At 69.9% G+C, this 19,227-nt stretch carries 22 protein-coding genes and 1 tRNA gene; 10 read left to right on the top strand and 13 right to left on the bottom strand.

The window, feature by feature from the left end; genetic code table 11:
* Positions 1-4 precede the first annotated feature (4 nt).
* The 3 genes from FN821_RS02775 to FN821_RS02765 are packed head-to-tail and all read right to left on the bottom strand — an operon-like array spanning position 5 to position 1,631.
* Positions 5-889 carry a hypothetical protein gene (locus FN821_RS02775; protein WP_131171028.1) on the bottom strand — a complete coding sequence of 295 codons (885 nt, stop codon included), beginning with the start codon at positions 887-889 and terminating at the stop codon, positions 5-7.
* Positions 886-1,329: a hypothetical protein gene (locus FN821_RS02770; RefSeq protein ID WP_241660061.1), complete on the bottom strand. Its 444-nt coding sequence runs from the start codon at positions 1,327-1,329 to the stop codon at positions 886-888. The genes FN821_RS02775 and FN821_RS02770 overlap by 4 nt, the downstream gene beginning before the upstream one ends.
* Complete coding sequence (locus FN821_RS02765) at positions 1,326-1,631, bottom strand: hypothetical protein (RefSeq protein ID WP_131171027.1); 306 nt, start codon at positions 1,629-1,631, stop codon at positions 1,326-1,328. The genes FN821_RS02770 and FN821_RS02765 overlap by 4 nt, the downstream gene beginning before the upstream one ends.
* A 150-nt stretch (positions 1,632-1,781) precedes the next feature.
* On the opposite strand from FN821_RS02765, the gene FN821_RS02760 reads away from it, so the two are divergent.
* A complete protein-coding gene (locus tag FN821_RS02760) occupies positions 1,782-3,056 on the top strand; it encodes a DUF6880 family protein (RefSeq protein ID WP_180319730.1) in 1,275 nt (424 codons plus the stop codon).
* A 103-nt stretch (positions 3,057-3,159) separates the two neighbouring features.
* Here FN821_RS02760 and FN821_RS14130 read toward each other — a convergent pair whose 3' ends face one another.
* On the bottom strand, positions 3,160-3,333 hold the full coding sequence (locus FN821_RS14130) for a hypothetical protein (RefSeq protein WP_165489209.1): 174 nt from the start codon (positions 3,331-3,333) through the stop codon (positions 3,160-3,162).
* A 508-nt stretch (positions 3,334-3,841) separates the two neighbouring features.
* On the opposite strand from FN821_RS14130, the gene FN821_RS14125 reads away from it, so the two are divergent.
* The 4 genes from FN821_RS14125 (at position 3,842) to FN821_RS02740 (ending at position 5,799) form a co-directional block, all read left to right on the top strand.
* Positions 3,842-4,078 carry an NAD(P)-dependent oxidoreductase gene (locus FN821_RS14125; protein WP_165489208.1) on the top strand — a complete coding sequence of 79 codons (237 nt, stop codon included), beginning with the start codon at positions 3,842-3,844 and terminating at the stop codon, positions 4,076-4,078.
* Positions 4,079-4,164: 86 nt separating this feature from the next.
* Positions 4,165-4,638: a nucleotidyltransferase domain-containing protein gene (locus FN821_RS02750; protein WP_131171026.1), complete on the top strand. Its 474-nt coding sequence runs from the start codon at positions 4,165-4,167 to the stop codon at positions 4,636-4,638.
* Positions 4,638-5,009 carry a HepT-like ribonuclease domain-containing protein gene (locus FN821_RS02745; RefSeq protein ID WP_131171025.1) on the top strand — a complete coding sequence of 124 codons (372 nt, stop codon included), beginning with the start codon at positions 4,638-4,640 and terminating at the stop codon, positions 5,007-5,009. Before FN821_RS02750 ends, FN821_RS02745 begins: the two co-directional genes overlap by 1 nt.
* Positions 5,010-5,376: 367 nt before the next feature.
* The gene (locus FN821_RS02740) at positions 5,377-5,799 is read left to right on the top strand and encodes a relaxase domain-containing protein (protein ID WP_131171024.1); all 423 of its coding nucleotides are present in this window, start codon (positions 5,377-5,379) and stop codon (positions 5,797-5,799) included.
* 19 nt (positions 5,800-5,818) lie between these two features.
* Here FN821_RS02740 and FN821_RS02735 read toward each other — a convergent pair whose 3' ends face one another.
* A complete protein-coding gene (locus FN821_RS02735) occupies positions 5,819-6,496 on the bottom strand; it encodes a potassium channel family protein (RefSeq protein WP_131171023.1) in 678 nt (225 codons plus the stop codon).
* 762 nt (positions 6,497-7,258) lie between these two features.
* Positions 7,259-7,332 (bottom strand) — tRNA-Pro (locus FN821_RS02730).
* A gap of 95 nt (positions 7,333-7,427) precedes the next feature.
* Between FN821_RS02730 and FN821_RS02725 the strand changes: the two genes are divergently transcribed.
* Entirely contained in the window at positions 7,428-8,066 is a 639-nt protein-coding gene (locus FN821_RS02725; protein WP_131171022.1) for a class I SAM-dependent DNA methyltransferase, read from the top strand.
* Here FN821_RS02725 and FN821_RS02720 read toward each other — a convergent pair.
* The 7 genes from FN821_RS02720 to FN821_RS02690 form a co-directional block, all read right to left on the bottom strand.
* Positions 8,055-9,350, bottom strand: a complete 1,296-nt coding sequence (locus FN821_RS02720; protein WP_131171021.1) for an MFS transporter — start codon at positions 9,348-9,350, stop codon at positions 8,055-8,057. The two genes, FN821_RS02725 and FN821_RS02720, sit on opposite strands and share 12 nt — an antisense overlap.
* Positions 9,351-9,392: 42 nt before the next feature.
* Positions 9,393-10,433, bottom strand: a complete 1,041-nt coding sequence (locus tag FN821_RS02715; protein ID WP_131171020.1) for an alanine racemase — start codon at positions 10,431-10,433, stop codon at positions 9,393-9,395.
* A 63-nt stretch (positions 10,434-10,496) separates the two neighbouring features.
* Complete coding sequence (der, locus tag FN821_RS02710) at positions 10,497-11,816, bottom strand: ribosome biogenesis GTPase Der (protein WP_131171019.1); 1,320 nt, start codon at positions 11,814-11,816, stop codon at positions 10,497-10,499.
* Complete coding sequence (gene cmk / locus FN821_RS02705) at positions 11,813-12,484, bottom strand: (d)CMP kinase (protein WP_131171018.1); 672 nt, start codon at positions 12,482-12,484, stop codon at positions 11,813-11,815. Before cmk ends, der begins: the two co-directional genes overlap by 4 nt.
* 47 nt (positions 12,485-12,531) lie before the next feature.
* Positions 12,532-13,614 (bottom strand): prephenate dehydrogenase, encoded by a 1,083-nt coding sequence (locus tag FN821_RS02700; protein WP_131171017.1) that lies wholly within the window; start codon positions 13,612-13,614, stop codon positions 12,532-12,534.
* The gene (locus FN821_RS02695; protein ID WP_131171016.1) at positions 13,611-13,799 is read right to left on the bottom strand and encodes a ubiquitin-like protein Pup; all 189 of its coding nucleotides are present in this window, start codon (positions 13,797-13,799) and stop codon (positions 13,611-13,613) included. Before FN821_RS02695 ends, FN821_RS02700 begins: the two co-directional genes overlap by 4 nt.
* A complete protein-coding gene (locus tag FN821_RS02690; RefSeq protein ID WP_165489207.1) occupies positions 13,796-15,205 on the bottom strand; it encodes a proteasome accessory factor PafA2 family protein in 1,410 nt (469 codons plus the stop codon). Before FN821_RS02690 ends, FN821_RS02695 begins: the two co-directional genes overlap by 4 nt.
* 61 nt (positions 15,206-15,266) lie before the next feature.
* On the opposite strand from FN821_RS02690, the gene FN821_RS02685 reads away from it, so the two are divergent.
* The 4 genes from FN821_RS02685 to FN821_RS02670 all read left to right on the top strand — a co-directional run bounded on the left by FN821_RS02685 (position 15,267) and on the right by FN821_RS02670 (position 19,127).
* The gene (locus FN821_RS02685; RefSeq protein ID WP_131171014.1) at positions 15,267-15,626 is read left to right on the top strand and encodes a DUF3054 domain-containing protein; all 360 of its coding nucleotides are present in this window, start codon (positions 15,267-15,269) and stop codon (positions 15,624-15,626) included.
* Positions 15,623-16,381 (top strand): HAD-IIB family hydrolase, encoded by a 759-nt coding sequence (locus tag FN821_RS02680; protein ID WP_131171013.1) that lies wholly within the window; start codon positions 15,623-15,625, stop codon positions 16,379-16,381. The genes FN821_RS02685 and FN821_RS02680 overlap by 4 nt, the downstream gene beginning before the upstream one ends.
* 167 nt (positions 16,382-16,548) lie before the next feature.
* Positions 16,549-18,858 carry a carbon starvation CstA family protein gene (locus tag FN821_RS02675; protein ID WP_131171012.1) on the top strand — a complete coding sequence of 770 codons (2,310 nt, stop codon included), beginning with the start codon at positions 16,549-16,551 and terminating at the stop codon, positions 18,856-18,858.
* Complete coding sequence (locus FN821_RS02670) at positions 18,858-19,127, top strand: YbdD/YjiX family protein (protein ID WP_131171011.1); 270 nt, start codon at positions 18,858-18,860, stop codon at positions 19,125-19,127. Before FN821_RS02675 ends, FN821_RS02670 begins: the two co-directional genes overlap by 1 nt.
* Positions 19,128-19,227 lie beyond the last annotated feature (100 nt).

Genomic DNA, 19,227 nt, shown 5'->3' with positions numbered 1-19,227 from the left:
GGGCCTACCTCACTGGTAGGGGCGGAGAGGGATGCCGTGTGGGCGCGACGAGGGGGTCGAGGCGGCCTTCGAGATCGGCGTCCCGGGGGAGGCGTCGTAGGAAGCGAACAAGAGGTTCGGCGAAGCCGAGCTCGGCGGCATGATGGTCGGCCGCCTCCCGCTGCTCGCGCTGCCATGCTTGGCGCTGGAGGGGCATCAGGTAGCTGAGGGCGAGGAATAGGGCGATGACGATCGGGGATGGCCAACGTCCTGCTTGGGTCTCGAGGACGACGGCGATGGTGCCGACGACGAACCGGGTCTGCCAGGCGAAGCGCCCGAGCGGCACCCACGAGAGTCGTTGGCCGATGCCTGCGAAGAGCCCACGAAGAAAGTCCCACGGCAGCGTCCAGAGCGTAGCCAGGAGGTCGAGGCGCGGTTGGCCGAGGCGGAGGCGTCCGACCCCGTGGGCGATGAGCGCCGCGGCCTCGGCATCGCTGATTCGGCCGGCGATGAGAGCGTCCACGATGCCGCGGTGGAGGATCACGTGATTGCGTCCGGCAGCGCTGACGGCCTCACCTCCCCCACCGAAAAGGATCCGAAGGTCATCGCGTCCGGACCGGTTGACGACCAGGCGCAGCGGCCCGGCGAGGTGACGTGCTTCGCGTGCGATGGGCTGGTGGGCGGCGTAGAGGATGCGGACGGCCACGCCCTCAGCGCAGCCGGACGCAATCACCAGTGACACCAGGAGCAGAACCGTGAGGAACCCGACCGCGACATCGGCCGGGGACGCTGCGAGCAGCACGAAGCCGATCAGCGTGCTGATGATCAGGTCGGGGACTACCACGGCGGCCTTCAACAGTCCTCCGCGGAAGCCCATCGATGGCAGGGCGACCGGGGCGTCCGCGCTCACCACTCCCCCGGCAGCTCGGGCGTCGTCTCGTCGAACTGGCGGTAGCCCTGCTCGCTAATGGCGGCCTGAGCATCCTCGAGCAGTTGGCCGAGGTCGGCTGCCTTGCGAGCAGCCCGGCAGAGCAGGCCGATGGCTTCGGCTACGGACTCCCCCGGGTGCCCGCGGTGGTCGTAGACGTCGAACGCCTCCAGCGACGCCTGGAGGCCGCGGGCGAGTTGCTCCAGTGCCTGGGGCAGCAGGTGGCCGACGCCCTTGAGGTCGCCGAGGATCCGGTAGGCGGTCGGTGCGGGGATCGGGCAGTGGCTCGTGAGGTGATTGATCGCGCGGATGGATTCGTAGGCGACCTCGGCCCAGCCGGCGACACGTTCGCCCTCCTCGGTGAAGCCGACCAGGGCCCGGCCGCCGTAGAGGAGGTTCTCGACGTGAACGGTGGTGGTCATGATCCGGCTCCGTCCTGGTCGAGCTCGGCGAGGCGGGTGGCTTCCTTGAGGGTGGTTTCGCCGTCGGTCCAGGTGACGACGTCGGGGAGCGTGAGCCCTTCGGCCAGCATGGCCCGGATGGCGGCGCCGGCTCGTCGCTCGAGGGCGTCGCGCTCGGCGAGGGTGACGATCAGGGTCAGGGCGGCGGCGTCGAGCCCCTTGTCCCGTTCGGCCGTCCTCGCCCGCCGGCGGGCCTGCGCGGCCACCGCCGCCTGCCGCGCTGCTTGACGGATCGACTGCTCCCCGGACTTCGTGTCGGTCATCGTGTGGCTCCCTTGGTGAGTCCTCTCACTATCCAGAAGTGAGTCGGAGGGCCCTCCACGGACACCGGGCGGGCACGAACTTCCCCGGACTGCTCGCGAACCGGGGCGTGGCAGACTGACGGTCGTCCAATCCAGCCGGGAGGGGTTCACGTGGGATCGTTGGCCGACGACGTGCTCCCCCTGGTCCGAACCCGGACCGACCTGCACCGCTGGAGCGCCGCCAACAGCTACGGCCACGGCGTCCACCAAGCGGTCGCCCTGCTGCGCCAAGCCGCGCAGACCCTGCCGGCAGCCGACGTGTTGCCGGTGACCCAGCGCGCGCTGGCGAGCGCGTTGAAGGCGATCGCCCGCGCCGACGACTCCAGCGGCATCATCGGCGACGCGATCAAGGACCTCCTCGCCCTGCACGCCGACCTCACCAACGCCGCTCCTCCCCCACCGGCCCGGCTGGTGGCGTGGCTGATCGACTTCCAGTTCGACGGCGTCGTCGACTACTTCACCCTCGACCCCGCCGCCTACGGACCCGCGCTCGGCGACCGCGGGATGGCCCTGTACAAGACCAAGCTCGCCGAGATCGCCGCTTCGGTGGGTCCGGCGCCCACCGAAGCGGAAGAACACGCGTACTGGCTGCAGCGGACGGCCGACCCCTCACTGTGGGACCAGCAGGCCGGGCTACGGCATGCGCGGTTCGTGCTGGAGTGGAACGCCCGCCGGCTGGCGGTCTGGGACCGTGACCTCGACGCGATCATCGCCACCCACGCCCGCGACCGGAAGGTCGCCGCCTGGCTGGAGGACACCGCCAAGGCGTTCGCCGAGATCGGCGAAACCGCCCTCGCGATCGACTGGGCCCGGCAGGCCACCTTCTTCGACCGGGGCCACCAGTCCGTCAACGCCGCCCGCCTCTGGTGCCGGCTGGTGTCCGAGCACCGGCCGGGCGAGGAGCTCGCCGCCCGGCTGGCGGTGTTCGACCGGTGGCCGACCGCGACCCACGCCGACGGCGTCCGCCGTGCTGTGGGTGAGGCGTGGCCCGACCACCGCGGGCACGTCATGGACGCCCTGCGCCAGCGTCCTGGTGAGGCCGTGTCGTTCGCGCTGCACACCCTGGACGACGTCCGGTTGGCGTGGGACCTCGCCCATTCTCTCGGCCTCGACGAGCCCGGCCTGTGGGGGACCCTGGCTGACCGCTACGAGAAGGTCGACCCGCTCGCCGTCGTGCCCCTCCACACCAGGCAGGTGCTCGACCACCTCGAGTACGCCGATGCCCAGCACTACCGCGCCGCCGCCCGGAAACTCGCGCACCTGCGCGCGCTCACCCGCGGCACCGAGATGGCCGACGGCATCGACGCGCTGGTCGCCGACCTGCGGGACGCGCACCGCCGGCGTCCCCGGTTGCAGCAGGAGTTCACTCGGGCTGGTCTGCCCTGACCCCTGGTTCCTCGGCCTCCTGCTGGACGGGACTGAGCAGTCGGCCCGCCAGCAACTGGAGGCTGGCCTCGCCGGGGGCGTCCGACACGGCGACCCTGCCCCACTACGTGCCGTCGGCGCCGGGGACCCAGGCGACCAGCAGTCCGGCTTGGCGTCCCGACGCCGACTGCACCCACACGTGACGGGCCAGATCCACCGGGCGCTCGGCAGGCTTGGGTTTCATGGCCGCCAAGCGTTCGCCGAGCGTCCCGAACTCGGAACCGATCCTGGTCGACACATGGCTCAAGGTAACCACGCAGTCTGACGTTCCTTCACGCGTGGCGCTGTCCGGCCTCGCTACGGAAGCTGCGCGGTCGGTCTGGTGGGGTGCGCGCCGGTTCCGCAGTCCGGGAGGGGCGTCCTTGCGGGGGGGGCCACCGTGACGGCTTGCCAGGCTGACAAGCGCGGGAGTTCGTTAGGGTGGCGCGCGTGCAGGTGACGCGATGGCGCCGCTACGGCAAGGACGGGCTGTACGTGAAGGACGCCGACGGCCACGACCTCGGCTGGTGGGATCTGGTGGCGAACGCCGCCCACCCGACCACGACCGAGACCGGGCAGGCGCTCCGCGAGACGGTGGCGGCCTGGCAGACGAGCGCGGCCTCACTGGGCAACGAGCCGGTCCCACCGCCGGACACCCGGGAACCCGCGCCGACCCCGGACCCGGTCCGCGGCCCCGACTTCCTGCCCCCCGCGCATCAGGACCGACCGCGTCCCAACTCGGATGGCCCGGGCCCGTCGAGGAGGAGGTGGCCCCACTCTCGTTCCCGCCGCCGCAGGGGCCTCCGGTCACCGACCTGGCCTACAACCGTCCGGGTGAGCAACTGGCAGACAAGGTCGCGGCGCAGTACCGGACCAGCGACGACGTCCTGCTCTACGGCCCCGACGGCACCTCCCAGATCTCGGCCGCCGACCTCGCCCTCGCCGTCCTCGACGACGTGGACCACCGCACCCACCAGCGGCGCCGTTTCCACATCGCCCACTGAACCAACCGTTCGCCGCGGATCGACGTCGTCGCACGGCTACCGATGGCGTATCCGAGCGGCCTTGACCGGCCAGATAAGATGTCCTTATGAGCTTGGTGGTGGAGTATCGCAGCGCGCGGCATCAGGAGGAGGTCGCGAAGCTCCGGCGCGCGCTGGCGTTGCGTGCCCTGGTCGCCGCCGGCTCCAGCCAGCGTGAGATCGCGGAGGTTCTGGGTGTCAGCCAGCCGGCGGTCAGCCAGCAGCTCAAGGCCGCGCAGTCAGTCGCCACAGTGCACCCTGAGACCCTCCTCGAGGCTGCCGCGCCGATCCTGGTCGATGTCGCCCGGACTCGCGGGTTCGCCCGGTTGGCCGTGTTCGGGTCCGTGGCCCGAAGGAAGGCTCGGTCAGACTCCGACATCGACCTGCTCGTCGAGGCACCCGCGGATGCTGGCATCAAGGACGTGCTCGCCCTCCGTGACGCATTTCAGGCGATCCTGGGGCGTCCGGTCGACCTGGTGACCTACGCCGGACTGCGGGCTGGCCTCGACGACGACGTCCGACGCGAGGCGGTGCTGCTGTGATGGATCGCAAGGTCGCCAAGGATCTCCTCCACGTTCGCGATTGGCTCGACCGCGCGCGCGACATCGTCAGCCGTGGTCAGGACGCCTACGCTGAAGACGCGCTGCTTCAAGAAGCTGGCGACTCGCTGATGATGAAGCTCGGCGAGGCGGCGAGCCGGCTGGCCCGCGCCAACGTCGAGCCGCCCCCAGGGGTCGCGTGGTCCGATGCCATCGCCAACCGCAACTGGCTGATCCACCAGTACGACCAGATCGACCGAGGACTCACATGGGTGACGCTCACCCGTGACCTCGCAGGATGGCGAGCCGCGCTCGAGGCACTGTTCACCGGGGCTCAGCGTGCGTTGGCGTCCGAGCAGTCCGAAGCCGGCTGATCAGAGCGAGTAGCTGACCCTCGCCCTGGGCGAGCTCGCCGTTGCCAGAATACGGGCCCGCCCGACACTGGCGCAGGAGCCGACCGGGCGTTCCGTGGTCCTTGCCCTGAGCCCCGCCTTCGAGAACCCCGTCGGCTCACCAACGTCAGGCCAGCCCGACCCCGGGCCACACGTCGACCCTTCGCCGACCGCAGCACGGACCTGCAACCACGCGCGCTCCTCCGACGCCGACGCGACGAACGCCGACGGTGAATGTCCCTCCCCAATGTCCCGACGTCCTCATGTGGCACACACCTAGTGCACGCGGTTGAGAAAGTCCGGCCGAGGTGTCCGTGGAGGGGGTCGAACGTTACTTCTGGATAGTGTGATGAGCCTGCACAAGATCCCCGCCGGATCAGGGTACGACTACCTCACCCGGCAGGTCGCCGTGCAGGACACCAGCGAGAGAGGCCACCTCGGACTGGCCTCCTACTACACCGAACGCGGCGAAACCCCCGGCCAATGGATGGGCTCCGGGATAGCCGGCATCGACGGCTTGACCGCCGGCGACATCGTGACCGCCGAGCAGATGCAGAACCTGTTCGGCGCCGGCTTGCACCCGTTGGCGCAGCAGCGGATGGACGCCCTCCACGGTCCCGGGCTCACCGAGGCCGACTACCTGGCGGTGTCCCGGCTGGGGTCACCGTTCAAGATCCACGCCGGCGACGTCTCGCCGTTCCGGGCATCGAAGACGCTCGGCGCGGTAAAGGGCCTAGAAACAGCGAGAACGCCCCCACCCGGCAAAGGGTAGGGGCGTTTCCTCGTCGCTGCTAGTTCTCTCCGGCCCGGCGTTGCTCGGCCTCCACCTGTTCGGCGGCGACGTCCGCGCGGACCCGTTCAACCATCCACGACGCCAACATGGCCGTGACCGTGCTCAAGATCGTGACGCCTCCCACCATCAACCCGACCGCGACGAAACGCCCCATTGTGGTTACCGGGTAGCGGTCGCCGTAGCCGACGGTCGTCATGGTCGTGAACGCCCACCACAGGGCGTCGCCGAACGTGTCGATGTTGCCGCCGGGCACCTCGCGTTCGGCGTCCAGCACGGCCAGGGCCCCGACGAACCCGAGCAGCGACGCCCCGCCGATCACGTACGTGAGGATGCGGCCGCGCAGTCGACTCGCGGCGCTCGTGTCGATGAACTTGAGCATCGTCACCAGCCGTAACAGCCGCAGCGGGCGCATCAGGGGAAGGGCGATGATCGCCAAGTCGAGCAGGTGCCGCCGGACGTAGGCGCGCCGGTCGGGCGACAGCATCAGCCGCACCGCGTAGTCGACCGCGAACGCGCCCCACACGAGCCAAGTGAGGACCTCGCAGGTGTCCCGGATCGTCACCGGGAGTTCGGGCCAGATGATCGGCACGGCGTAGGCGACCAGGAACGCGACGGCCGCGGCTGTCAATGCCGGGTCGGCTCGTCGCTCCCACGTCGCCAGTCGTCCCCCCGCCATAGACGCGAGGCTATCGCCTCCCCCTGGTTGAACGCCGAAAACGCCCGCATCCGCGAAGGGTGTGGGCGTTCCTCGTGTTCGGTCGTTCTACGGGGCAGACGGACGGCCGCGGGCACACCAGACGGACCAGTCGCCCGCGACTTCCTCGGCGACCGGCCGCTCGACATCCTCCCGGTCAAGCTCCCACAACAGCAGGCCGCGGCGCCGCCCGGCGCGGGCGTGGATCGCTTCGAGGGCGGCTGCCCGGGCGTCCTCGCGGCGTGTCCAGTCGGCGGCGATGATCGCCGGAGCTCGGCAACCTCGGCCGGGGTGAAGTCGCGCGGCCCGAACGCCGTCGGCACTGTTGCGGCCGTCTCGCGGCGCTTCATCACCCCGACGACGGCCGAACCCCACCGGGCCCGCGCCGCCCGGATCGCCCGATCCGAGGCGGTCGACGGGCGCCGCACGTCCCGGCCGCCCTGGTCGGCATCGTCGGCGGCCGCATCCTGCAGCCCGAGTTGCCGCAGCAGCGAGCCGAGCAGCGCCCGCGACTGCCGCGCCTCCCGCAACAGCGGCTGGGCGGCATGCGTCGGTGGCGATCACTGGCGACGTTTACGGGCATGTCGCGCCGGACGTGGCGTCGGATGCGCTGGCCCGGTTGGGTGCGGCACTGTCCGCCGCGAAATAGGTGTGCCGAAATGGTGTGCAGACAACGAAACCGCTCCCCTCCCCTGCCGTGATGGCCGGGTCAGAAAGCGGTTGCGACTAGGACTTTCGTCCTTGTCGGGCTGACAGGATTTGAACCTGCGACCCCTTGACCCCCAGTCAAGTGCGCTACCAAGCTGCGCTACAGCCCGCCTCGGTGGCCGCAGCCACCGAGGGTTTACCTTACACGGTCGGTTAGTCCTTGTCGTATCGGACACCCACGGGCCGCGACTGGCACAATCGCGCCATGCACGAGACGTTCTTCGATGAGGCCGCGGCAACCTGGGACGACGATCCGGCCAAGGTGGTTCGAGCCCGGGAAATCGCGGACGGCATCGCCGCCGCCATCCCGCTCACCGGCAACGAGGACGCCCTCGAGTTCGGCTGCGGCACCGGACTCATCACCTTCGCCCTCGGCGACCGCGTCGGACACGTCACCCTGGCCGACTCCTCCCCCGGCATGCTGGCGGTGGTCCGCGACCGCATCGCCGCCCTACCGGACGCCTCCCGCGGACGCTACGAGGCGTCCCTGCTCGATCTGACGACGGACGCCCTCGCGCCGGCGTCCGTCGACCTGATCTATGCCTCCATGTCGCTGCACCACGTGGCCGACGTCGCGGCGGTGCTGGCCACGTTCCGGACGGCCCTTCGCCCCGGCGGGCACCTTGCCATCGCCGACCTCGACCATGACCCCGACGGACAGTTCCACGCCCATCACGACCACTTCGTCGGCCACCACGGCTTCGATCGCGACGCGCTGGCGTCCGAGCTGGAGACTGCTGGCTTCAGCCGTCCGACGTTCACGACGGTCAGCACCATCAACAAGCACACCCACGAGGGGACCGCCGACTTCGACGTCTTCCTCGCCGTCTGCTCAGTGGTCTGACGGCAGCGCCGCCTCGACCCGATAGCGCCAGAAGGCGGGGGCGGCCACCGCGGCCACCAGCACCAGAACCACGACGAGCACCCCTCCTCCACCGGCGGCCCAGGCCGTCCCCACGGCGCTCGCCGCGAAGCCGTGCACCACGTCGGCGAGCCGAGGACCACCCGCGACCACGACGATGAAAATGCCCTGCAGGCGTCCACGGACGGCATCATCGGCAGCGTTGAGCAGCATCGTGCTGCGGAACGCGGCCGAGACCATGTCTGCCGTGCCGCCGACGACCTGGGCGAGCAACGCGACGACCAGCATCGGGTACAGCGCGCCCGGAGCCAGCCCCACGGCCAGCCCGAACACGGCCATCGCCGCTCCCCACACGGTGATCGCCCAGATCACCGCGCGGCCCTGGTACCGGACGCGAGACACCCAGCCCGAGAACACGCCCCCGATCAGGACGCCCACCGGCATCGCCGCGTACAGCAGCGCGAAGACGGTGCCGCCCTCGGTCGGACCCCCGAAGCTCTCGTGCGCGATCTGCGGGAACAAAGCCCGCGCCATCCCGAACACCATCGCGATCAGGTCGACGACGAACGACATCAGCAGGACGGTCCGGCCGCGCAGGTAGGCAAAGCCCTCGACCACCGAGCGGAGACCGGGCGAGCCCTGCGGGTTGTCCACCGGCAGCGAGGGCAGCTTGACCACCGCGTAGAGGGTCGCGAACAAGAAGACCGTGTCGATCAAGTAGAGGACGGGAAAGCCCAGCACCGGGATCAGCGCCCCGCCCACCAGCGGGCCCGCGATGGCGCCGAACGAGAACACCGTCATGGCCAGTGATTGCGCCGCGGGCAACTGCTCGGCTGGCAGCAGCTTCGGCAGGATGGCGCTGCGCGTCGGTTGATTGATCCCGAACATGGCCTGCTGGACCGCGAAGATCCCGAGCAGCAGCCACACGTTGTTCAGCCCCAGAGCGGCCTGGACGAAGAAGGCCGCGCTGGTCGCGATGATGCCGAGCGTCGTCAGGATCAGCAGCGTGCGCCGGTTCAGATGATCGGCCAGCGCACCTCCGTAGAGGCCGAAGATGATCAAGGGGACCAGCCCGAACAGTCCGGTCAGGCCCACATAGGCCGAGCTCTCGGTGATCGCGAAGATCTGGGCCGGCACCGCGACCACGGTCAGCTGCGCGCCGATCACCGTGACGATGTTGGCCTGGAAGAGCCGCCGATACGCCGGCGTCCGCAGCGGTGTGGTGTCGGCCACCATGCCGCGCAGTCGCCGCGTCAGTTGAGCCATCCGAGCATCAAATCAGAAGGCGGACGCCGTCCCGCGCACGTCTCAACTGTTCCGTCCGCGCGCCGCGACGGCCCAGGTGCCGACGCGGCGTCCAGAGTCGAAGACCGCCAACTCGTCGGCCAAGTTCACCGCGTTGCAGGCGTGATGAGGCACGACGCGAACCGTCGATCCCAGGGGCGGCAGCGCCTCGCCAACAAGGTCGGCGACCGCGTGGTGCTCGGACAAGATCACGAGCCGCGCGTCCGGGTGGTCGAGGAGTCGTCCGAAGCCGGACGCCCACGGCGCGCGATCCGCGCCGAGGGCCTTCGAGCCCGCGTCGAGGACGAGGCGACCGCCCGCGTGCGACACGACGGTCGCGTGACAGGTGAGGGCGATCCGGTCGGGGGTGCACGAGCCCAACTCCCATTGCTGCGCGTCGTTGAACACGTAGACGCCCGGACGCGACTCGGTCATCCCGAACCCCGTGCCTTCCAGGCTCGGCGTCGAGCCCCCGGAGATGATCACCGGCTCGACCCCCGCGCCCCGCAGGGCGGACGCGGCCTCGGCCAGGGCGTCCTGCTCATCGAGGGCGGCGTCCAGGCGGCCGGTGGGGCTATAGCTGTGTCCGGGGAAGGTGAAGATCCCGACCACGTCCAGACCGGACGCCGCCGCGTCCGTCGCCAGCTGGCCCGCATCGGCCGGTCTCACGCCGCTGCGATGGTGTCCCGAGTCCACCTCGACCAACGCACGCGCGCCGACGCCGGACCAGCCGCGCGCGGCGTCCAGGCTGTCGATGCCGATCAGGACGCGCCGCCGCGACGCCAACGCGGCGAGCCGCGCGCGGGCGTCCGGGTGGGGCCAGAGCGGGTAGGCGATGAAGAGATCGTTGAAGCCGGCGTCCGCGAAGACCTCTGCCTCGCCGATCGTGGCGACGGTGATCCCGGACGCGCCGGCCTCGACCTGGAGGCGTCCGATCTCGATGCACTTGTGGGTCTTGACGTGCGGGCGCAGGCGCAGTCCCCTGGCGTCCGCCCAGGTCTGGGCACGGGCGATGTTGGCCTGGAGCACCGGCAGATCGACGGCCAGAAAGGGCGTGTCAGTCATGGCGCCTACGTAGGCCACGTTCGCGGCGGAGTTGTTGTTCCAGGACACCAGCAACTCCGCCCGCTATTTCTTGCCGCGCTTCTCCCGCGCCTTGACCTCGACCCGGACGGGAGTCCCGACGAACCCGAACTCCTCGCGCAGCCGCCGCTCGACAAAGCGCGTGTACTGCGGGTCGAGCAGCCCGGACGTGAACAGCACGAACGTCGGCGGGCAGTTCTGCGCCTCGGTGCCGAACAGGATGCGCGGCTGCTTGCCGCCGCGGACCGGGTGCGGATGCGACGCCGCGACGCGGCCGAGGAACGAGTTCAACTGGCCCGTGGTGATCCGCGTCTCCCAGCCGGCGAGTGCGTCGTCGATGGCCTTCTTCAGCTTGTCGACGTTGCGTCCGGACAGGGCCGAGATGTTGACGCTGGGCGCCCACTTGAACGCCTGGATGTCCTGCTCGATCTCACGGGTGAGGTAGCGGCGGCGCTCTTCGTCGGTGAGGTCCCACTTGTTGTAAGCGATCACCAGCGCCTTGCCGGCTTCCTCGACCATGCTCAGGATCTTGAGATCCTGGTCGGAGATCGTCTCGGACGCGTCCAGGACGACGACGCACACCTCCGCGCGCTCGATGGCGCCTTGGGTGCGCAGCGACGCGTAGTACTCATGGCCGGACGCCTCCTTGACCCGCTTGCGCAGGCCGGCGGTGTCGATGAAGCGGTAGAGCTCGCCGCCCAACTCGACCAACTCGTCGACCGGGTCGACGGTCGTGCCGGCCACGTTGTCGACGACGGAGCGCTGCTGGCCCGTCAGCTTGTTCAGCAGGGACGACTTGCCCACGTTCGGCTTGCCGACGATCGCGATGCGCCGCGGACCGCCGACCTCCTCCTCGGCCCGCTCGGGCGCGTCCGGCAGGACGGCCAGGACGGCGTCCAGCAGGTCGCCGGACCCGCGTCCATGCAGGGCAGAGACTCCGAACGGCTCCCCCAGCCCGAGGTTCCACATCGAGGACGCCTCGGCTTCCGTCCGCTGGTCGTCGACCTTGTTCGCGGCCAGGATCACCGGCTTCTTCGACTGCCGCAGCACCCGGACGACCGCCTCGTCCTCGTCGGTGATGCCGACGGTGGCGTCCACGACGAACAGCACGGCGTCCGAGGCGTCGATGGCCAGCTCGGCCTGCTCGGCGATGCGTGCGGCCATGCCCTTGGCGTCGCTGATCCAGCCGCCGGTGTCGACCACCACGAACTCGCGTCCGTTCCAGGTCGCGTCGTAGCTGACGCGGTCGCGGGTGACGCCCGGCAGGTCCTGAACGACCGCCTCGCGGCGGCCCAGGATGCGGTTGACGAGCATGGACTTGCCCACGTTGGGGCGTCCGACGACGGCGAGAACGGGCTTGGTCATGAGCGGGCCTCCTCGGCCATGGCGACGATGGTGGAGACCGCTTCGTCGAAGGTCAGGTTGGTGGTGTCGAGCAGGTGGACGCCGTCGGCCGGCCTCGTGAACTCGACGAGTTTCGAGTCGGCCTTGTCGCGGTTCAGGACCTGATCGCGCAGCTTCTCGGCGCTGACGGACGCCCCGACGTCGCCCCGGCGGCGCGCCAGGCGGGCGTCCTCGGAGGCGGTCAGCAGGATGCGCACGGCGGCGTCCGGGTAGACGACCGTGGTGATGTCGCGGCCTTCGGCGACGCAGCCGCGGGCGTCCGAGTCGATCAGCGCCCGCTGGCGGCGCACGAGGTCGGCGCGGCAGTCGGGGTTGGTGGAGACGGCTGAGGCGTTCTCGGTGACGCGTCCGCTGCGGATCTCGTGCGTGACGTCGCGTCCGTTCACCTTGACCCAGTAGTCGTCCGGGTCGAGCGAGATGTCGATAGCGGCCTCGCGGGTAGCGCGAGCGACGGCGTCCGCATCGTCACGGCTGACGCCGGAGTCCAGGAACGCGACCGTCACCGCGCGGTACATCGCGCCGGTGTCGAGGTAGCCGATGCCGAGTCGACGCGCGACCTCTTTGGACGTCGTCGACTTGCCGGACCCAGCGGGTCCGTCGATGGCGATCACGAGGGGCTTCGAACTCACCGGATGATTCTACGGGGGAAGTCCGGTCGCCTCGACCAGGGCCCCGGCTAGTGCCGAACCGTCCAGCCCGCCGCTTCCATGGTCTGCTCCAGCTCGGACGCCTTCGCCTCCGTCACCTGGACCGCCAGCCAGCCGACCTCACGCTCGGCGTCGTGCTCGATGGACACGTCCTCGACGTTGAAGCCCGCCTCGCCGATGTCGGCGAACAGCCGCGCCAGCGCGCCGGGGGCGTCCGGGATCTCGATGGTGACCTGCGCGAACTCGCGCGCCGGCGTCCCGTGTTTGCCCGGGATGAGGCGGGTGCCCTGGCGTCCCCACTCCAGGAAGTCTTCGAGGTCGGCGTCCGTCCGGTCGGGGTCGTCGAGGATGTCGATCAGGCGCCCCAGGGCGGCCTGGACCTCGACCAACTGCTCGCGGACGGCGTCCGCGTTGGCGGAGATGATCTGCCGCCAGAGTCCGGGATCCCCGGTCGAGATGCGGGTGACGTCCCGCAGGCCCTGCCCAGCCAGCTTCAGGTGCGACGCCGGCACCTCGTTCAGGACGCCTCCGGTCAGCGCGCTCATCAGGTGTGGCAGATGCGACACCTGGGCGACGGCCTCGTCGTGGTGCGCCGGACCCAACGTCACGATCCGCGCGCCGCAGAGGCGGGCGAGTTCCTGGACGTCCAGAACGGTGGCGGCCGCCGCCGTGTCGTGCGGAGCCACCACCCAGGTGCGATCGACGAACAGGTCGGCGCGGGCCGCGACCGGTCCGGCGAGGTGCGAGCCCGCCATCGGGTGCCCCCCGCAGTACCGCTTCAGCCCGGACGCCCGCCGCGCGCGCAGGTCATTGATCACCGTCCCCTTCACCGAGCCGACGTCGGTCACGGTCGCGTGCGGGTAGGTCTTCAGCGCGGACGCCACCACGTCGGAGAGCCGGTCCGGCGGCACGGCCACGACGACGAGCCGGACGTCCCCCGGAGCCACCGGATCGGTCGTCCCCGCGCCCCTGGACGCGGCCACTGCGACGTGCGCCGGAACCAGGTCCGTGACGTGGACGGCGATGCCCGCCGCCGTCAGCGCGCAGCCGACGGACGCCCCCACCAGCCCGGACCCGATGATCAGCGTCGGCGACAGCTCGATGGCCCTCACTGTCCGCCCTTCTGCACGAAGCTGCGGACGTACTCCTCGGCGTCCGCCTCCAGGACGCTGTCGATCTCGTCGAGGATGGCGTCGTAGTCGACGGCCTTCGCCGCGCGATGCGTCGACGTGAGCTCGGACGCCGACGCGTCGTCGGTCGCCTGCCGCGTCCGCCGACGCTGGATCCGTTCGCTCACGAGCGGGCAGTGTAGTCGGACGCCGCCGCGCGGCCCGCGCTGGCCGCATCCCAGTCGGCGCACAGCCGGTCGATGGTCGCGGACACGTCGATGCTGCCGCGCGCATGCCCGAGCGGTTCGCTCATCCGCAGGTTGTGGATGCGCCCTCGCGAGTCCCGGACGTGGACCGAGTCCCAGGTCGCCGCGACGACGGCGTCCGGGTGGTTGGCGACGAGGTGACCGCGTGCGAAGGCGCGCGTGTCCGTCGGCGGCCCCGCGACCGCCTCGGCGACCGCCGCCGGCTCGATCCACCGGACGAGGCGTCCTGCTCGTTCCAGCGCCGAGAACGGGGACGCCGAGGCGTCCAGGTCGGCCCAGGCGAGATCGAGCTGAGCCACCCTCGGCGCATCCCAAGCCAGTCCCTGCCGCTCCCGGACGGCCTCGAGGAGGCCCAACTTGGCCGTCCAGTCCAGGCGATCGGCGGTCGAGGCTGGATCCCGGTCCAGGTCGTCCAGCACCTCGGACCACTCCCGCACGACCTCGTCGCCCTCGGCGAACTCAGCGGTGGCCAGGTAGGCCGCGCAGGCGTCCCGGTGGCGCCGCTGGAGGTCGATCGCGGACGCCGTCCCGCCGCCGACCAGGGGCAGGGCCGCGCGCACGGAAAGATCCCGACTGACCGTGCGGAAGGCGGCGACCGGGTCGGCGAGGCGTCCGGGCGGGGTGAAGCCCGCCTCCAAGGCGGCGAGCGACAGGGACGCCGTCGCCAGCTTCAGCCAGGTGGCGTAGGGGCTGCGGTTGGCGTCACCGGCGATGACGTGCAGCCGCCGCCACCGGGACGGACGCGCGTGCGGCTCATCGCGCGTGTTGACCAGGCCGCGGTTGGCCGTCGTGTCCAGCCCGGACACGCGCTCGAAGAAGTCGGCACGCTGCGACAGTTGATACTCGGCCGAATCGCCGTGCGTGCCCAGCCCGACCCGTCCGGCACCGGTGAAAACCACCCGGGTCACCAGGAACGTGGGCAGGGCGTCGACGATGCTCTCCCACTCCAGGGCGCGCGACAGCAGGTAGTTCTCGTGGAACCCGTACGAACTGCCCTTGCCGTCGGTGTTGTTCTTGAACAGTTTCAGCCGAACCCCCAGCCGGCGGGACGCCTCCGCCGCCGCCCGCAGGACGATCGCGTCCCCGGCCAGGTCGTGCGCGGTGGCGTCCGCCGCATTGGTCGTCTCCGGCGTGGAGTACTCGGGATGTCCATGGTCGACATAGAGCCGGGCACCGTTACCCAACACGCGGTTGTGGGTCTCGGCGAGCGACGGCGTCCCCGGGCCGGGGTAGCTGTCGACGACGGCGGCAGACAGCACCTCCGGGTCGGCGGCGGGCTCGTCGGGGGCGAGGATCCCGTACTCCGTCTCGGTACCGATGATGGCCATCCCCCGATCGTACGAGGGTCGCTCGCGCGGGAGGCGTCCGGGGTGAAGTAGCCTCGTCGCCATGCCCAGGGTGCTCGCCATCGTGCTCGACGTCGCGTCGGTCCTCGTCTTCGCCGCCATCGGACGCCTCTCGCACGGCGAGTCCCTCGACGCCACCCAGCTCGGCCGGACCGCAGCCCCGTTCCTGGCGGCCACGCTGATGGTCTGGGTCGCGATGATCATGAAGCCGTTCCTGGAGTCGTCCTCGCGCCAGGGCCTGGCCGTCTGGGCCGTCACGCTGGTGCTCGGCATGTTGTTCCGAGCCATGCTGGGCGGAGGCGTCCAGGTGTCGTTCGTCATCGTCGCGGGCATCGCGCTCGGCGTCCTGATGCTCGGCTGGCGGGCGCTCGCGCACCTCGCGACGCGAAAGGCAGCACGGTGACCAACCCGCCGCGCCTGGTCGCCTTCGATCTGGACGACACCCTCGCTCCGTCCAAGTCGCCGCTCCCCCAGCCGATCACCGACCTGCTCACGACCCTGCTCACGCGCGTGCCCGTCTGCATCATCTCCGGCGGTCAGTTCGAGCAGTTCGACAAGCAGGTCATCGCCCGCCTGGCAGACGGGCCGCAGCTCGAGCGCCTCCACCTGATGCCCACCAACGGCACCCGCTACGACACCTACAGCGACGGCCGCTGGAGGGTCCAGTACAAGCACGACCTGCCACGCGACCTTCGCGACCGAGCGCTGGCCGTGCTCGAAGAGCAGGCCAAACGGCTCGGCCTCTGGGAGAGCCAGACGTGGGGGCCCATCCTCGAGGACCGCGGCTCGCAGATCACGTTCTCCGCCCTAGGCCAAGCGGCCCCGGTCGACGCCAAGAAGGCGTGGGATCCGGACGGCTCGAAGCGCGCCGGCCTGCAGGCCGCCGTGGCACCGCACCTGCCGGAATTGGACGTGCACGCCGGCGGGTCGACGTCGATCGATATCACCAGCAAGGGCATCGACAAGGCCCACGGCATCTCCCGACTCGCTCAGATGCTGGGCCTGGAGTTCGACGAGATCCTCTTCGTGGGCGACCGGCTCGAGCCCGGCGGCAACGACTTCCCGGTGAAGGCGCTGGGCGTGGCGACCCACCAGGTCACCGGCTGGGAGGACACCCTCACGTACGTCACCGACCTCCTGCCGCGCCTGGATTCGTAGCCGTCGGACGCCTTCGCCGCGGTTCGGTGTTTTTTGCACGCACCGACACACCACAGGCGTAGTGTCCTGAACGGTGGCGGGGTGAACCAGATCCCAAGGACCACGCCACTAGGGAAGAAGAAGTCCCTCACCGATCCAACAGAGTTGTTGCTGCGTCAGGAGTCCCTATGACCGCGCCCCTCACCTTGGGCAACAAGATCAAGGCCGACCCGGAGCTGCCTCCGGTCGCCGTGATCGAGCCCCCGACCATGTCCGCACGAACCAAGATCATCTACGGCATCATCGGCGTCCTCGCGGCCGTCGCCTGGGGCGTCATCGCCTTCATGCGTGGCGAGAACGTCAGCGCCGGCTGGTTCGTCCTCGCTGCCGTGGGCAGCTATCTCATCGCCCTACGCTTCTACGCCCGGCTGATCGAGCTGAAGATCAACCAGCCTGACGACACCCGTGCCACCCCGGCCGAGGAGTTCGCCAACGGCAAGGACTTCATGCCCACCCACCGCGTCGTCCTGTTCGGCCACCACTTCGCCGCGATCGCCGGCGCCGGCCCGCTCGTCGGACCCGTCCTCGCGGCCCAGATGGGCTACCTGCCCGGAACGCTGTGGATCATCTTCGGCGTCATCCTCGCCGGCGCCGTCCAGGACTACATGGTCATGCACCTGGCCATCCGCCGCCGCGGCCGCTCGCTCGGGCAGATGTGCCGCGACGAACTCGGCTTCGTCGGTGGCTGGCTCGCCATCATCGGCGTCATGACGATCATGCTCATCTTGATCGCCGTCCTCGTGATCGTCATCATCGGCGCCCTCGCCGAGTCCCCCTGGGGCGTGTTCTCCATCGCGATGACCATCCCGATCGCCCTCTTCATGGGCGTCTACATGCGCTACCTGCGTCCGGGCAAGGTCTCTGAGGCGTCCGTCATCGGTCTGGTCCTCCTGCTCGCCGCCATCGCCGGCGGCAGCCTGGTCGCCAACAACCCGGCACTGGCCGCGATCTTCACGATGAGCAAGCTCAACCTGGCCTACGCGATCTGCATCTACGGCTTCGCGGCCGCCATCCTGCCGGTCTGGCTGCTGCTGGCCCCCCGCGACTACCTGTCCACCTTCATGAAGGTCGGCACCATCGTGATGCTCGCGCTCGCCGTCCTGGTCGTGCTCCCCGTCATGCAGATGCCGGCGGTCACCAAGTTCGCGCTCACGGGCACCGGCCCGGCCTTCGCCGGCAACCTGTTCCCGTTCCTCTTCATCACGATCGCGTGTGGAGCGCTGTCCGGCTTCCATTCGCTGATCAGCTCGGGCACGACGCCCAAGATGATCCAGAAGGAGTCTCAGGCCCGCATGATCGGCTACGGCGGCATGCTGACCGAGTCGTTCGTCGCGATCAACGCGTTGATCATGGCGTGCGTCCTCGACCCGCACATCTACTTCGGCATGAACGCCCCCGCCGGTCTCACCGGTGGCACTCCGGAGACCGCGGCCGCCTACGTCAACAAGCTCGGCCTCGTCAGCGGCGCCGGAAATCCGCTCCCGGACGCCTCCGCCGCCGTCTTCTCCAACGCCGCCACCTCGGTGGGCGAGAAGTCGATCATCTCGCGCACCGGCGGCGCCCCGACGCTCGCGTTCGGCATGGCCGACGTGCTCGCCCAGATCCCGTTCCTGCCCGCGATGAAGGCCTTCTGGTACCACTTCGCGGTCATGTTCGAGGCGCTGTTCATCCTGACGACGGTGGACGCCGGCACGCGCGTCGCCCGCTTCATGCTGTCCGACACGATCTCCAACATCCCCGGGCTCATCAAGTTCCGCGATCCCTCGTGGCGTCCGGGTGCCTGGGCCGCCACCGCGCTCGTGGTGCTCGGCTGGGGCTCGATCGTCGTCATGGGCGTCACCGACCCCCTCGGCGGCATCTACGTGCTCTACCCGCTGTTCGGCATCGCCAACCAGCTCCTCGCGGCGATCGCGTTGACCCTCGTCTTCACGGTCGTGATGAAGCGTGGCCTGTTCAAGTGGGCCTGGATCCCCGGCATCCCGCTGGTCTGGGATCTCTTCATCACCATGTGGGCGAGCTTCGAGAAGATCTTCAGCAGCAACCCGGCGATCGGCTACTGGGCGTCCAACGCGGCAGCCGCCAAGGCGCTGGCCGCCGGCAAGCCCTACTCGACCGCCACCACGCCCGCTCAGGTCGAGACGGTCGTCCGCAACACCGCCATCCAGGGGAGCCTGTCGATCCTGTACGCGGTGCTGGTGCTCGGCGTGTTCGTCGTCGGTGTCTGGGTGTCCATCAAGGCCTTCCGGGCCGGCGGACTCCCCACCAGCGAGCAGAAGGGGATTCCGTCGAAGATCTTCGGACCGGCGGGCTTCGTCGCCACGCCCCTGGAGAAGGAAGTCCTCGCCGACTGGAAGGCGGCGGGCAAGGATCCCGACGGCGGCTTCAGCCACGCCCACACGGAAGCCGATCACAAGGTCTCGGACCTGATCGCCGACTGATGAACCAGTTCGCCACCAGCTCGGAGCCGGGCGGAGTGATCCGCCCGGCTTCGGCCGGCGTCCGTTCAGACGACGAAGGGACGCCGCTGGCTCGGCTCTTCGCCGGGACCACGCAGTTCCTCAAGGGCATTTCCGGCCTGGACGCCTACGAGCGCTATCTCCGCCATCAGGCGGCCCATCACCCGGACGCCGCCGTCCTCGGCGAGGCCGACTTCTGGCGCAGCCGCTGGGCCAACGAGGAGAAGAACCCCAAAGCGCGCTGCTGCTAAGGCCCGCGCCAGGCGCTGTGAAACCCGACTGATAACTAAAGCTCGGGTTCGTTCTACTTTGCGCAAAGTATTGGTCCGTTCCGCCACCGCGGACCGGACT

The sequence above is a fragment of the Propioniciclava tarda genome (assembly GCF_900182665.1).
GTDB lineage: Bacteria > Actinomycetota > Actinomycetes > Propionibacteriales > Propionibacteriaceae > Propioniciclava > Propioniciclava tarda.
This window is presented reverse-complemented; position numbering and strand designations above follow the sequence as displayed.

Coding starts and splice junctions, on each gene's coding strand:
- FN821_RS02725 (WP_131171022.1), top strand. CDS start 7,428: ATGCACGAGACGTTCTTCGATGAGGCCGCGGCAACCTGGGACGACGAT.
- FN821_RS02765 (WP_131171027.1), bottom strand. CDS start 1,631: ATGACCGACACGAAGTCCGGGGAGCAGTCGATCCGTCAAGCAGCGCGG.
- FN821_RS02670 (WP_131171011.1), top strand. CDS start 18,858: ATGAACCAGTTCGCCACCAGCTCGGAGCCGGGCGGAGTGATCCGCCCG.
- FN821_RS02685 (WP_131171014.1), top strand. CDS start 15,267: ATGCCCAGGGTGCTCGCCATCGTGCTCGACGTCGCGTCGGTCCTCGTC.
- FN821_RS02740 (WP_131171024.1), top strand. CDS start 5,377: ATGAGCCTGCACAAGATCCCCGCCGGATCAGGGTACGACTACCTCACC.
- FN821_RS02735 (WP_131171023.1), bottom strand. CDS start 6,496: ATGGCGGGGGGACGACTGGCGACGTGGGAGCGACGAGCCGACCCGGCA.
- FN821_RS02675 (WP_131171012.1), top strand. CDS start 16,549: ATGACCGCGCCCCTCACCTTGGGCAACAAGATCAAGGCCGACCCGGAG.
- FN821_RS02720 (WP_131171021.1), bottom strand. CDS start 9,350: ATGGCTCAACTGACGCGGCGACTGCGCGGCATGGTGGCCGACACCACA.
- FN821_RS02690 (WP_165489207.1), bottom strand. CDS start 15,205: ATGGCCATCATCGGTACCGAGACGGAGTACGGGATCCTCGCCCCCGAC.
- FN821_RS02750 (WP_131171026.1), top strand. CDS start 4,165: ATGAGCTTGGTGGTGGAGTATCGCAGCGCGCGGCATCAGGAGGAGGTC.
- FN821_RS02770 (WP_241660061.1), bottom strand. CDS start 1,329: ATGACCACCACCGTTCACGTCGAGAACCTCCTCTACGGCGGCCGGGCC.
- der (WP_131171019.1), bottom strand. CDS start 11,816: ATGACCAAGCCCGTTCTCGCCGTCGTCGGACGCCCCAACGTGGGCAAG.
- FN821_RS02745 (WP_131171025.1), top strand. CDS start 4,638: ATGGATCGCAAGGTCGCCAAGGATCTCCTCCACGTTCGCGATTGGCTC.
- FN821_RS02715 (WP_131171020.1), bottom strand. CDS start 10,433: ATGACTGACACGCCCTTTCTGGCCGTCGATCTGCCGGTGCTCCAGGCC.